This is a genomic window from Nostoc sp. (assembly GCF_036917315.1).
In the GTDB taxonomy this organism is placed as follows: domain Bacteria; phylum Cyanobacteriota; class Cyanobacteriia; order Cyanobacteriales; family Nostocaceae; genus Nostoc.
The window spans coordinates 23,080-37,066 of sequence record NZ_JBALDR010000041.1; the positions used below are offsets into that span (position 1 = coordinate 23,080).

General features: G+C 41.2%; 11 protein-coding genes and 1 pseudogene. 5 read left to right on the top strand and 7 right to left on the bottom strand.

Features of this window, described 5'->3' with window-relative positions; translation table 11 throughout:
• The first annotated feature begins 431 nt into the window (after positions 1-431).
• Positions 432-1,277, top strand: a complete 846-nt coding sequence (locus tag V7K84_RS18130; RefSeq protein ID WP_334840029.1) for a PEP-CTERM sorting domain-containing protein — start codon at positions 432-434, stop codon at positions 1,275-1,277.
• 885 nt (positions 1,278-2,162) lie between these two features.
• Here V7K84_RS18130 and V7K84_RS18135 read toward each other — a convergent pair.
• Both V7K84_RS18135 and V7K84_RS18140 read right to left on the bottom strand, forming a co-directional pair.
• The gene (locus tag V7K84_RS18135) at positions 2,163-2,411 is read right to left on the bottom strand and encodes a hypothetical protein (protein WP_334840031.1); all 249 of its coding nucleotides are present in this window, start codon (positions 2,409-2,411) and stop codon (positions 2,163-2,165) included.
• 106 nt (positions 2,412-2,517) lie between these two features.
• Positions 2,518-2,724 (bottom strand): hypothetical protein, encoded by a 207-nt coding sequence (locus V7K84_RS18140; RefSeq protein WP_334840033.1) that lies wholly within the window; start codon positions 2,722-2,724, stop codon positions 2,518-2,520.
• A gap of 1,000 nt (positions 2,725-3,724) precedes the next feature.
• On the opposite strand from V7K84_RS18140, the gene V7K84_RS18145 reads away from it, so the two are divergent.
• Together V7K84_RS18145 and V7K84_RS18150 are read left to right on the top strand one after the other, a co-directional pair.
• Positions 3,725-3,919 (top strand): DUF2256 domain-containing protein, encoded by a 195-nt coding sequence (locus V7K84_RS18145; protein ID WP_322675267.1) that lies wholly within the window; start codon positions 3,725-3,727, stop codon positions 3,917-3,919.
• Positions 3,919-4,872, top strand: a complete 954-nt coding sequence (locus tag V7K84_RS18150; protein ID WP_334840036.1) for an isoaspartyl peptidase/L-asparaginase — start codon at positions 3,919-3,921, stop codon at positions 4,870-4,872. The genes V7K84_RS18145 and V7K84_RS18150 overlap by 1 nt, the downstream gene beginning before the upstream one ends.
• Here V7K84_RS18150 and V7K84_RS18155 read toward each other — a convergent pair.
• The 4 genes and pseudogenes from V7K84_RS18155 to V7K84_RS18170 all read right to left on the bottom strand — a co-directional run bounded on the left by V7K84_RS18155 (position 4,863) and on the right by V7K84_RS18170 (position 9,622).
• Positions 4,863-5,307 (bottom strand): annotated as a pseudogene (locus V7K84_RS18155) (DUF29 family protein). The gene V7K84_RS18150 and the pseudogene V7K84_RS18155 sit on opposite strands and share 10 nt — an antisense overlap.
• 63 nt (positions 5,308-5,370) lie before the next feature.
• Positions 5,371-6,750 carry a bifunctional UDP-N-acetylglucosamine diphosphorylase/glucosamine-1-phosphate N-acetyltransferase GlmU gene (gene glmU, locus V7K84_RS18160; RefSeq protein ID WP_334840037.1) on the bottom strand — a complete coding sequence of 460 codons (1,380 nt, stop codon included), beginning with the start codon at positions 6,748-6,750 and terminating at the stop codon, positions 5,371-5,373.
• A 203-nt stretch (positions 6,751-6,953) separates the two neighbouring features.
• On the bottom strand, positions 6,954-8,198 hold the full coding sequence (locus V7K84_RS18165; protein ID WP_334840038.1) for a response regulator: 1,245 nt from the start codon (positions 8,196-8,198) through the stop codon (positions 6,954-6,956).
• Positions 8,199-8,698: 500 nt separating this feature from the next.
• Complete coding sequence (locus tag V7K84_RS18170) at positions 8,699-9,622, bottom strand: tRNA (5-methylaminomethyl-2-thiouridine)(34)-methyltransferase MnmD (protein ID WP_334840039.1); 924 nt, start codon at positions 9,620-9,622, stop codon at positions 8,699-8,701.
• A 26-nt stretch (positions 9,623-9,648) separates the two neighbouring features.
• Between V7K84_RS18170 and V7K84_RS18175 the strand changes: the two genes are divergently transcribed.
• Complete coding sequence (locus V7K84_RS18175) at positions 9,649-10,518, top strand: sulfurtransferase (protein ID WP_334840041.1); 870 nt, start codon at positions 9,649-9,651, stop codon at positions 10,516-10,518.
• Positions 10,519-10,675: 157 nt separating this feature from the next.
• On the opposite strand, the gene V7K84_RS18180 is transcribed toward V7K84_RS18175, so the two are convergent.
• Positions 10,676-11,992, bottom strand: a complete 1,317-nt coding sequence (locus V7K84_RS18180) for a hypothetical protein (protein ID WP_334840044.1) — start codon at positions 11,990-11,992, stop codon at positions 10,676-10,678.
• Between the two features lie 661 nt (positions 11,993-12,653).
• Between V7K84_RS18180 and V7K84_RS18185 the strand changes: the two genes are divergently transcribed.
• A partial coding sequence (locus tag V7K84_RS18185) for a FecR domain-containing protein (RefSeq protein ID WP_334840042.1) occupies positions 12,654-13,987 on the top strand: 1,334 nt, incomplete at its 3' end.

Below are 13,987 nucleotides of genomic sequence, written 5' to 3' on the forward strand. Positions count from 1 at the left end.
TTGCTCATCAAAGGATGCTCTAGCACCAACATCACTTATGTGAACTTATGTGAACTCCTCCCTACTGAATTTGTGAATTTCTCCCTACAGAATCCTTACGTAAATTCCAATTAAAAAACGCTCTTTTTTACTCAGGCTTTACAAGAAATTAGTGGATGCACGATTAGTATAAATATGTAACCAATTTACTGCACCCCAGGTTTAATAACTAAATTACTTATACGGTTATTACTTATATAAAGGTGCAAAAATGGTAAATAAAAATTAGTCCTTAAATAGAAGATTTCTTCTACATAAGACAAATATGGCTTGGAAAGCCCCCAAGCTGCTCATTCTGCTTGCCTATATTTGGCTCTTACTCATTAGTAAGGCAGTAGACAAGCATGACAAATTTGCAATCTTAACATCGTAAAAGAAAAACAAAAAATTGTATGAAAAAACACACTAAATTTGTAAAGCGTTTTTTGGCATTGGCTACTCCAGCGATCGCTACTTCGATATTGGCAACCTTACCGAGCCAAGCTGCTACCCTTGCATATTCTGAGTCAAAATTCAACATCAACAACTTTAGTAGCAGCCCTTTAGATGTTAGGACTTTGACTGATAATGTAACCACAGCAATTAGCACGGGTGGTCTAGTAACTGCTGATGCTAACGCTGAGGCTAAGTTTAATATCGATGCAAACAACTCTGCCTCTAATTTGTCCTTCAGCCAAGCTCAAGGTCAGGGTGATGGCTATACAGGGTCGGCGGAAAGCTTTGCTGGGATTATCGGCTATGATTTTATAGTAGACAAAGAGTTTTCTTTTGATTTCAGTGGGTTATTTAACCTTAAAACATCCATTGATGATGCAGTGACTGAACGTGCAAATGCCCGTGGAGAGTTCTTATATGAGTTATACGACAGCGAGACTGGTAATCTTTTAGACTCTTTCAAGATTTCTGGAAATTTATCAACTATAGGTAACAATGATGCTTTTGTATTTGAACCGAGTAGTAGCATAACTCTTGATTCAAGTCAGACTTCTATTGATAAATCTTTTGGCGGAACACAGGAATATGCTTTGACTAGCTTTAAGGGTAAATATTCCCGTACTTTCGATAAGTCAACTCGTTTAACTTTAATAGAATCTAAAAGTAATCAGGTGAGTGTCTATACTATCCCAGAACCCTCAACAATTCTAGGTTCGCTGTTTAGTTGCACTATGTTTGGTGCTGTCTCGATACGCAAGCGTAAAAGAGCTTCTTCGGCTGCGTTATTGGTTAATAAGATTTAAGGTCTGTTTAGTATATTTGCACTAAGAGAAGTTCAAGTCTGGGAAATGGCATTTATAGAAACCCCAAGTCATTAGGTATGCAGATAATTTTGTGATTTTGCACCCTGACAGACAAGCATTAAAGAAATGCAAACAAATAGCGATAAAAATGAAGTTGTCATCTAGAAGGGATTAAACTGCGAACTCAATCCTCATGGATTACCCTGTAGAGGTCAGTAATCCCCCAATTATTGGGTTTCAAATGAATGAATCGCACTTTATTGCTGCGTTTTTGTCCCTACCCATTACACGGCCACACTTACAAACGTGTGTTCTAGCCGATAGTATAGGTCATTGACGCTTTCTTAATTTAATCGCCCAATGCTTTTTTGTTGTTAAAAGTTATAGATTTTCGATCGTCCACAAGTTTCTGCCCTGATTTTTTGTAATCAACAGGGCGACAATCGTTTTAAACCCGGAGTATCCCTTTTACATTTGTCATAAAACCAAAAGATAGAAGACTATGCTTGTCCTCCACTGGTAAGTCTTGCCATTGAGTTAAGTTCATTAGCAAAAGGAAAGTTAGCTGCAAATACAGCACAATCAATTCCATAATTTATGCAAATCTTTCTTAGCTGTATTTTTAATATTCATCCATAGCCAAATACAGCTATTTTGAATGAATTTTACAGTCAGAATTGCATTATCTACTGCTGTTATCTGAGCTGACTTTTCATAAGCTTTGAACTTAAAAACAAGCATAGTCATTCAGCAACGCCGAAGTGTCACTTTTACCTACTGTCTTATACTACTATATGTGGTATAAGGTAGAGGTAGAGAAATATTCCTAATAAGCTTTTATGAGCTATGTCCAGAAAAGCTTCCTGTAATTTGGTTATGCCAGCTTTATGAAACTGTTGCCGATGTATTGACAGATGCAATAGCCTTATCACCATCAGTAATAGCGCCAGCAAGAGCGCCAGCAAGAGCACCTTCAATACTAGCTGTAATAGTGCCGTTACCTACTTTATAAGTGCTCTTCTTAGCAGTAGAATAACCACGTGCGTAAACAGATGCAAGTCCCCCTTGTACTTGACTAAGATCGGAAACTTCATCTTCACAAAAACTGAGATCGAAAATTCTTAATCGTTCCATAAAAAAGCTCTCTTTGAAAAACGAATGTATTGCTGAAAGTTTTGATAACTTTCAGCAATTTTTCTATCTAAAATGCACTGTAGCACACTGTAGTGCTAAGGCATATTTAGCCGGCAGAAGAACTAGATGAACCGACACTAGCGGATAGGCTGTATTTCTTGGAGACAGCAACGGTGCTAGTGGCAATGCTGGTGATAGCGATGTTTTTACCAAAAGCGAATGCTATTGAATTAGCATCTGCAAAAGCTATTCCACCTTGAACATTCTCATTTTCAAGAACGGTTTCTACATGAGAAAGATCGTTGATAATCATGATTTTCTTTCCTAAGAGCTAGTAAGGTAAACTTGTTTGTTGTCGTGCCACTACAACTTGTTTTTTAGCAGCATACAAAGAATAGCACTATTAGAATTCGATGAATAGTAGTTTTACGTAAATTTTCTTTTAAAAAGGAAAAAACATCCTGTTATCAAGTTACTGACACTTTCTAATATTTAGAGATTGCTTGAAAAGTGCCGTGCTATGTATTATCAAGTTACTGACACTTTTGAATATTTAGAGATTTTTTTGAAAAGTTTCTTGCTATGTATTATCAAGTTACTGACACTTTTGAATATTTAGAGATTTTTTGAAAAGTGTTTCACTATGGCTTTAGGCACTTTTACATTCCCTAACTTCTAGGGCTATTTAATTCGATCTATTAGGAATATTGCCAATAGCATAGGCAATAAATTTGGTAAGTAATCGAAAAATTACTATATTAAAGAGTCAATTTCAGTGCGTTGGCGTTGGCGTAGCCTCTCGTAGAGAAGCCTTGCCGGAGGCATCACCATTTTCTTGTGCAATCAGATTTTTTATTCACCCGATCTTTTTGCTTGAAATGCTTGTAAATCAGCGCCTTTTAGGAAATGAAACACCCCTGACGGGTTAGGAGTGTTTCATAGCCTTCATTGGTAATCAGTCAACTTAAGCTAAAACTCCTTTAAAATCTCGTTTCTAGCCTCTGGCTGGAAATGCTGCCTCCCATTAGGCATTCCCAGCCTCCGACAGAGAGCGAGATAATCTCCTAAAAGCTTTTTCTAGACTGCCTATAAATCTAGAAATAATTTGGGATAATTTATTTTTTGCAAGTCCCTAAAAGAGAAGGATAGTAAGATTCAAAGCCTCTCTCTTTTTATAAAAAATCTTGAAAGTAAGTCTAAGGATAGATTGACAATATATTTGTTCGTCAAATTTATCCTGCCTTCGTAGCAAACTGGTTATAATTATCTTCCATCTCCCTCAGAAATTAAATTCTCATCTACACAGTATTTATATGGGACGTGTTCGTTCTAAATCTGACCTACCCACAAAAATCTGTCCGGTATGTCAACGTCCTTTTACATGGCGTAAAAAGTGGCAAGATTGTTGGGACGATGTGAAATATTGCTCAGAACGTTGTCGTCGTCGCCGTTCTGAAGCTCAAAATGAAACCAACTGCAACACAGACGCAAATAGCGCAAGAGATTAATGGAGTTACAGGTGCAACCTAAATTAATTATTCATGGCGGGGCTGGTAGTTCTCTCCACGGTAAAGGCGGATTAGAGGCGGTGCGCCGATCGCTCCATACAGTAATAGAAGAAGTTTATTCTCTATTATTGTCAGGAGCAACTGCCTCAGAGGCAGTGGTGCAGGGTTGCCTAATGCTCGAAGACAACCCCCGTTTTAATGCTGGTACTGGTTCAGTATTACAATCCGATGGACAAATCCGCATGAGTGCTTCCCTGATGGATGGTGCATCAGGGCGGTTTAGTGGGGTGATTAATATCTCGCGGGTGAAAAATCCGATTGATTTAGCGCAATTTTTGCAAAGCTCGCCAGACCGAGTGCTATCAGATTTTGGTTCGGCTGAGTTGGCGCGGGAAATGCAAATTCCCAGCTATAACGCTTTAACTGATTTGCGGTTACAAGAGTGGATACAAGAGCGCCAAGATAATTTTAAAAGCACAATGGCTGGCGTGGTAGCAGAACCCGAACTGCTAGAAACCAGCAATGCCGGACGCGGTACCATCGGTGTAGTAGCTTTAGATGCATCTGGTAAGTTAGCTGCTGGCACTTCTACTGGTGGGAAGGGCTTTGAGCGGATTGGCAGGGTAAGTGATTCGGCGATGCCAGCAGGTAATTATGCGACTAGTAATGCTGGTGTTAGCTGTACTGGCATTGGCGAAGATATCATCGATGAGTGTTTAGCCGCACGGATTGTAGTGCGTGTTACTGATGGGATGTCACTGAAGGAGGCGATGCAGCGATCCTTTGGGGAAGCCCAGGAGAACAAACGCGATTTGGGAGCGATCGCCTTAGATGCTAGTGGAGCGATCGCTTGGGGAAAAACTAGCGAAATCTTACTCGCCGCCTACCACGATGGCGAAAAAGTTGGTGACACGTTGGAATGGACTGGCAACGAACTGATCGGCTATTGTTGAATCAGTTTCAGGGCTTCGGCTAAAGTTTCTTGCCGGTCAACCATTGCGGCCAATTCTTGGGCTTCATAACGCCCTTTCCTGCGGAACGCTGCGCGAACAAAAGCTTCTAGCGCCGCTCTTTTCAGTGCCACTTGATATCCTTGTTCCAGAATATCGATTAATTCTGCTTGATTCAAGTAAAAACCACTGGATTTGCGGCGCTTGTTTATTTTGTTGATTTCCCGCACTGTATTATTCTATTAAAACATCCCAAGAGCGAGTAGAACGTTTTTCGGCCTTTTGTTTAATTAAATGGATGAGCAGAATCACACCATAACTATCAATTTTATTGATTTTGTCATTGAGGCTCATTTCTTCTAACTCATCCACCAACAGCAACGCCTCATGGATTTTGCCTTGTTCTAGAAGTTGCCTAAGTTCTAGCAGTTCTTCCATGTATGTTATATGTTGAGATTTATAGTCTAAAACCACAGATCGAGCGCAATTAACACCGATGAATTATTTATGTCGATCTGTGGTTTCATTTTCAACATTTTTCCTTCGCCAAGCTGGTTTCACCACCTGACGACTACGGGCAATTACCAGAGAATCATCAGGAACATCTTCTGTCACAGTCGAACCAGCTGCAATGTAGACATCATCTCCCAAAGTGAGCGGAGCCACTAAAACGCTATTGGCGCCAGTTTTCGTGCGATCGCCTATTTTGGTACGATGTTTCTTCACGCCGTCATAGTTGGCAGTAATTGTACCAGCACCAATATTCACCTGATTGCCGACAACAGTATCACCTATATATGACAAATGGGCTGCATTGGTGCGATCGCCTAATTGCGTATTTTTCAGTTCCACAAAATTCCCCACACGGCAACCAGCACCCACCTGTACCTGACCGCGCAAATGAGTATAAGGGCCAATTCGGCTTCCGGCCTGCACGGTGCTATTTATGACTACTGAATATTGCACTGTGACATTTTCACTTAACTGACTATTTTCAATTAAACTCCCCGGCCCAATGCGACTTCCTGTTTGAATAACCGTATTTCCCCGCAGGTGAGTTTGGGGTTCAATAATTACATCCGGCTGCAATTCCACTGTTTCATCAATGGTGATGCTTGTGGGGTCGATCAGGGTGACACCCGCCAGCATCCATTTCTCCTTGACTCGTTTTTGCAAAATTTCGGATGCTGTTGCCAGTTGCAAGCGATCGTTGATGCCGAGAATTTCTTGGTAATCTTCCACATCCACTGCCATTACTTGTCCCACCTGAGTTACGGCATCGGTAAGATAGTATTCTTTTTGGGCATTGTTTGCCTGGAGGTGGGGAAGCACTTTTGCCAAATCTGGCCAACGAAAGCAGTAAACTCCAGCGTTAATCCGCTGATTTTCTCGTTGAGCAGCCGTACAATCCTTGTGTTCGACCATTTGCTGCACAATATTTTCATCGTTACAAAAAACGCGCCCATAGCCTGTGGGGTCAGGTAGGTGCGAGGTGAGAATAGTGGCAGAGTTTTGATTTCGGACGTGAGTTTGTAACATCTGCTTAAGAGTTTCGCTGCGCATTAACGGTAAATCGCCGTTAAGTACCAGCAAATCTCCAGTGTAGTTTTCCAAGTGAGGAAGTAATTGCTGGATAGCATGACCTGTCCCCAATTGCACAGTCTGTTCGACAAACTCCAAACTGGGAATTGAATGCATGGCGGCTTGCACTTCCTCGGATTGATATCCCACAATCACGATTCGCCGTGAGGGCGAAAGTGGTTCTACACTTTCGAGAACTCTCTCTACTAGCGATCGCCCACCCAAAGAATGTAAAACCTTGGGTAAGCGTGATTTCATCCGTGTGCCGCGTCCCGCCGCTAGAATTGCTACAACTACCATAATTAGCTATCAGCTATCAGTGAAATTGTGATTAATGCTGTTGGTACTTTAAAATCTCGGCTCAAATCATACCAGCTAATTATAGAAGACTGAAAATATCAAAGGAGTCAGAATTCAGGAATCGGTATAACTTTACTCCTCAAAAGCAGAGATTATCATCATACCAATTAGCGTTCTTGACAGCAGCTACAAATCATTACTCCCTATTCCCCACTCTTGCTTTTTTCCTGACAAGAGCGAATAAACTCTGCAAACTGCTGCATTAGTTTCGGATTACGCCAACCGGAATCAGTTTCTTCTTGCATCACTAAAAGTGCTTCTGCTGAAGTAAAAGCTCTTTTGTAAGGCCGTTCGCTGGTTAGGGCATCGTAAATATCAATTAACTGAAATACTTGCGCTAGGTAAGGAATATCATCCCCCTTGAGTCGATCGGGGTAGCCTGAACCATCCCAGCGTTCGTGGTGATGACGAATAATCGGAATTACACCGCGCATACTGCGTAGTGGCTGGCAGATTTTTTCTCCAATCAAAACGTGCTGCTGCATAATCTGCCAATCTTCGGGGGTGAGTTCGCCTTTTTTCAGCAACACTGCATCGGGAATACCCACCTTACCGATATCGTGAAGATAACCACCCCACATCAAATCTCGAATTTGATAGCGTGAGAGGTTGAGGTATTCACCAAAAGCTTGTCCCAGTTTTACTAGACGTTCGCAATGGTTGCCTGTATTGGGATCGCGACTTTCAATGGACATAGCAATGGAAAACAGTACTTGTTCGGCATGGTCTAAATCTTCGTTCAGACGCTTCTGCTGCACCAAGGACTTTACACGCGCCGCTAGTTCCACCCGATCGAAGGGTTTCGTGAGAAAATCATCTGCCCCAACTTCAATTCCCCGAATGCGCGATCGCCTGTCATTTAACGCTGTAATAAAAATTACTGGGATTAACCTAGTCTGCTCATCTTGTTTAAGCAATTGGCACACTTCAAATCCATCCATTCCTGGCATCATTACATCCAGCAAAATCAAATCTGGTTGTTTTTGAGTTACCAATCCCACAACAATAGAACCCCTGTCCGCCTCAATCACTTCGTATCCTTCCATCCCCAACAGGGCAACAGCAGTCATCCTGCTGGCGGCATGATCGTCAACAACTAAAACCTTCGGCGGATCTAAATCAAACCCATTCACTTTAGAACCTTTAGCTTGTAGTGTTCTAGAGACCAATGAATCATCATCACAATTAACATCAGATTTTATCCAAGAAGACATTGCTTGCCTATCTTCAAGCATAAGGTCTCCTTGAGATAAGCCTAAAGAATAACCCTCCGCATTTTGCGATTTCACGGCATGATTTGAACCGATACTCTTCACTGTGCTAATGGGGTTTGACCCATTAACAATTTTTTCTGTAAAGCCTGTATGGTTGGATTTCCATTGAATCACAAAGGCACTCCAAGTTTTTTCACAAGTTAGTTAACAGTGTCAGATTTTAAAAAAAAATTTAAGATTCGACTGTATCTGAGTCAGAGTTTCGATATGGATTATGCATGATGTCAGGCTGCCGATCTGGATTTTTCGCAGCATGTATCTTTTATGTTACGAACAATGTGTATCTTGCTGTCAAATTTTTTGCTTCTAATTCCAGTATGATAAATTCTCACAAATGTTAAATCAGGTTTTTTACGGAGATTTTTTAGCCTTGTGGCGTCAGAAAACGTTGTAATTGACCACTTTATATCAAGATATCGGATTTTGAGTTTTAAGTCTTTATAGTAATCATTTAGATATAAATGTTTTTACTCAGTTATAGGAATACTCCAGTACTGCTAAATATGATGTGATATTGAATACTAACATATAGTTAAGCTATTTGGCTTGTAAAAACTCGTTGAATTAGGCTTGCAGCCCATAGGCGTAGCATATTGTATGATATTGCAATCAAACTACAAACTAGTTCCCATAAAATCCCTGCCTTGTGTTCCCAATAGCCACCTTTTTCGCCAATGAGAGGCAGGTTCTAGACAAGAGATTTGTTGCTCTTGTTGTCGCCGCCTGACTATGACTTCAGTTGGATCGCTCAATTGAGGATCGCGATAGGGAATAGCAGCACGAGTTAACAAGTGTTCTTTTTCAACTTCTGAGAGGGTAGTGAGTAGCGAGTAGTCTTTAGACTCAGCATCTTTAGAATGTGTTGCCACAGTACCAGGCGATCGCCTTCCTACGGGTGGGGTAGAAGATATCACCAAGCCAGCAGACAAAAGTGCTGTGCGTATAGCAGCAGCACAAGAATAGGTGGCTAATACACCATCTGGATGTAAACACAATGACAGCTGTTTAATAAATTCAACAGTCCATAATTGAGGACACTGTGGTGGTGAAAAGGGATCGAGGAAAATTGCATCTGCCCAGAAACCCGACTGACGTACTAGCGCGATCGTAGTTCTAGCATCGCCAATTAGTAGCTTCGCTTTCAGGCAAGGTGTTTGTGCTTGATGCTCAAAAGCTAGCTTTTTCAAAATTTCAATATAGTTACAGTTCCAAGTGTCGAACAATTGATGAGCGATCGCCGCTTGTGGAACTGCTGGATTCAGTTCTAAACCGATTACTTCAACACAACAACTAGGATTCACTGCCCAAATTGTTTGCAAAGCAGCAGCTGTGTTATATCCTAGACCATAACAAACATCCAATAGTCGCAAGATCGGTTTTTGCGCTGCTGTAGCCAGTTGAGTAGGTTCCACAAACTTGCAAAAACTTTCCTGCGTAGCTCCAGAGTCGCTGTGAAAGGATTCACCAAACTCTTGAGAGACAAAGGTGAAAGAACCATCTGCTGTTAATTTAGGTGTAAAATTCTCTAAGTCTGACATTTTACAAAAAAACTAAATAATGACTAATGCCCAATACTTCGGCTTACCTCGGCTCCGCTCGGCACGAGTCGCTCAGTACAAGTCCCCAATTTGTTGTTTCGCCAGCTTGGCTGTTTGAACATCTAGAAGATCCGCAAGTCGTTATTGTGGATTGTCGCTTTTCTTTAGCCGATCCACAACTAGGACAGCAACAGTATCAAAAAAGTCATATACACGGGTCATATTACTTAGATTTGAATCAGGATCTTTCCAGCCCAGTGGGTAAGCATGGCGGAAGACATCCTTTACCTAACCCTCATGATATAGCTAACAAATTGGCAGCGATTGGCGTAAATTACCAAAAAAGTTTAGTTGTAGCTTATGATGATTCGCGCTTTGCCTTTGCGGCTCGTCTATGGTGGCTGTTGCGCTATCTAGGACATGAGCAAGTAGCAGTACTGGATGGCGGCTTGGCTGGATGGCAAAAAGCTGGATATTCTGTTACAGATGTTATTCCTCCCCCACGAATGGGTACGTTTGTCGCTCAAGTACAAACTGAAAAGGTGGTAGATATTACAGCGGTGAAAAGCCAGAAAGATAGCCACGAGGTAGTATTGGTAGATTCAAGAGAGAGCGATCGCTATCGAGGCGAACGAGAGCCAATCGATCGAATTGCTGGACATATTCCCGGTGCAGTCAACTATCCTTGGCAAGAAGTTACAGACTCTTCCGGCTACCTACTCCCTCCAGAAGAACAACGCCGTCGATGGGAAAAGCTAGAAACAGCCGAAGAAATATTTGTATATTGCGGTTCTGGCGTTACTGCTTGTGTGAATTTACTTTCTTTAGAATTAGCTGGTATTAGCAAGGGTAAACTTTATGCTGGTAGCTGGAGTGATTGGATTTCCTATTTATAGTCATTAGTCATTAGTCACTTGTACTGAGTTTCGACTGCGCTCAACTACTGCATAGTCGTTGGCGCAGCCTCTCGAAGAGAAGTATTGGTCATTAGTCATTAGTTTTTAATAAAGGATAAATCACAAAGGACTAATGACTAATGACAAAGGACAAATTTCAAAACCGACCTAATTGCAAACCATAATTAATACTGAAGAACCAACCATCAAAATCAATGTTTTCGGCGGTTGAACTACCTAAACTTACTCCAGCTTGGACATTCATAAAAATGGTATCGGATATTCGGTAATTTAAGTGTCCGAATATCCGATAAAATTCGTCTTCTCGATCGCGCTGTGTAAAGTCTGATAAACTCATTTGGTAGTCAATACCAACCTGGAGAGGCTTTTGCAAGTTATAGTTCAGAGACACCCAAAAGGAATTGATTATCCGATTACGACTTTGGGGATCGGCAAAATTTACACTCAATTCGTAGAAGCTATCTAGGGTTAATCTTGAAGTTAAGGGATCTCGCCGTCCTAAAGATAGTTGTAGGGAATTTTCATTTAAAAAGCGATCGCCTGCTTTGAAGCTATCGAAGCGATCGCTGCTGTTGGCATAAAATAACTGTTGATTGCTCCAACTGATTTCTCCAAACATTCGTTGGGATAGCTGCTGGTAAATACTGAAATTGAATTTCACCTGGTTGTAATGATATTCTGACTGATTTATATAACGAATCAGATTGCCATCAATTGAGCCATTTACAAAAGTCTTAGATCCCAAAGGGAAATATGTAGAGGCTAGTGTCAGTCCAGAAATAATTAAACCATCTTCTATGGGACTATCATTTGAGGAAAATATGTTACTCGTTTGAAAGTAGCCGACACGTCCTTGTAGATAGCCAATAGGTTTAAACTGAGGTACAGGTTGTTCTGTCGGTGGTGGTAGCTGTTGTTCTAGGGGTTGTTGTTCTAGAGGTCGTAACCGCACCCGCAACCCCAATTCGCGATCGCTATCAGATTCAAACGGTTGTTTTGGCGATCGTAGCAATTCTATCAATCTCTCTCGCCTTTGAGAATACTCTCTCTCAGGTAAATTTAATAGTTCCTCCTTTGAGTCTGAAGGAGATATGGGCAAATTATTTGGCTGCGATTCTAGCTGTGGCGGGTCATTTTGCTTTTGAGTATCTATAGGTTCTTCGGTTTTATCTGGGATTTGAGTCGTTTCTGGTGTTTGCTGTGCCAGATTTAACGGCATCCGAGAGTCTAAAGTATGTAACTCACTCGACAGCTTGCAAAAAGAGTTAATTGCTTTTTGCTCCAACTTATGACATAACTGCTCATGAGTTACCTGCATATTTGCTAAATGATTAGAATACAAAACATCTGTAATTGCAGATTCTGCCGCATCTACTCTAATGCAACACCAACTTCCACCACTGGACGTTAACAAAATACAAAAAAACAAATTTTTCCAGTTCTTGAGTCGCATCTGGTTAGATCGCATTGATTGCGTTTGGCAAATGTAGACCCACAAGCTGTATCGGAAGTTCCGACTACAAAGATACAGTTGATTGCATCTATTTTAGCTTTGTAGGTATATACTGAAACTACAAACTAAAATTGGTTCTTTTCGGATTTTTCCCAGATTTTTTTGTAAAACTGAGATGCTCCGATAAAATCCCTGCTTAAATTTTAGTGAAATACAGCCAGTGGGTAATTTCACAACAAATCTTAGCAAGTTATGGTCCCCCATAATTAATGACCCTCTGCCTGAAGTGATTATAAAGGATTATATGTAAGGTACTTCTCGTTTAATTTTTTATATCAAATACTAACTTTTCAATCTTCCAGAGACTTTATTGCATACAATTTAATTTTTCCTTCAGAAAATTCAATCAATTAAATACATATAGTAATCCAATTTGATTCATGAACTGGCTTGCATAGATAAGGAACATGTAAACACGAAAAAAAATAATAGATGTGTACTGAGTTTTTTCAAAAATAAAATATGAATATTTTGTATTATTTTATGTATTAAATCTAAATTAAAATTTAAACTAATTTATCTAAAAAGCTCTTACAACAATTACCATTAGCTTAAACTTTAATTTTTATGATATTACTTGAAAGTCAAAATTTCTCAAACTATGTTTTATAAATCGTTTCCATTATTGGTAATTGGTTTATGGGGACTTATAGTACTGCCTTTGCCAAATCGGGTAAGTGCTATAACTCCTCTAACGCGAGCAGAGATTCAGAACCTCCGCAACATCGTACAACTGATACCCAAAGATAAATTGAAGAAACGTCCTGCACGCAAATTAGATGCAATGACCCCTGGGGACGGTTTGTCAACTGGTCGATCTTCTCTAGCAGATTTGCGTTTTAATGATGGCTCTTTGGCACGAGTTGGAGAACAGGCGTTATTTCAATTTTTGCCGAAGACTCGTGACTTTAAACTGACAAATGGGACTGTGTTGTTGCTCATCCCACCAGGAAAGGGGCAAACACGTATACAAACACCAAATGCAGCAGCAGCAATTCGTGGTTCAGCATTATTTGTACGCTACGACCAACAAACAGACACCACGATTGTAGGTGCGCTGACAAATAGCGGCATTGAAGTTTCTAACAAGAAAGCTTCTCAAACTCAGGTGTTGGAAGCAGGGCAAATGGTGATTATAGTTAAAGGCGAATTTCAGAGATTATATGATTTTGATCTCAGAAATTTTTATGAAACGAGCCAGATGGTTAGGGAACTTGATTTAAACAGGCAGAGTCCTGTGCCTACACCCGATCCTGCAATCACCAGTGTTCAAGCCGAAACTACTGCGGCTTTGAAAGCACAGCCACCTATAAAAGGCGAGGGAGTATTTGAAATGAAGCTAACTCCTACACCCGACACCTCAACTCAGACAACATCCGACACCTCAACTCAGACAACATCAGTCACCCCAGTTAAGACAACACCCGACACCCCAGCTAAGACAACATCCGACACCCCAGTTAAGACAACACCCGACACCCCAGCTAAGACAACATCCGACACCCCAACTCAGACAACATCCGACACCCCAACTCAGACAACATCCGACACCTCAACTCAGACAACACCCGACACCCCAGCTAAGACAACATCAGTCACCCCAGTTAAGACAACACCAGTCGCCCCAATTGAGCCAACACCTGTAACCCCAACAGAGCCAACACCCGTAATACGCGTAACTCCAACACCTGTAACCTCAACAGATCCAACGCCCGTAACGCCGATAGATCCAACACCCGTAATACCCGTAACTCCAACACCTGTAACCTCAACAGATCCAACGCCCGTAACGCCGATAGATCCAACACCCGTAATACCCGTAACTCCAACACCTGTAACTTCAACAGATCCAACGCCCGTAACGCCGATAGATCCAACACCCGTAATACCCGTAACTCCAACACCTGTAACCTCAACAGATCCAACGCCCGTAAC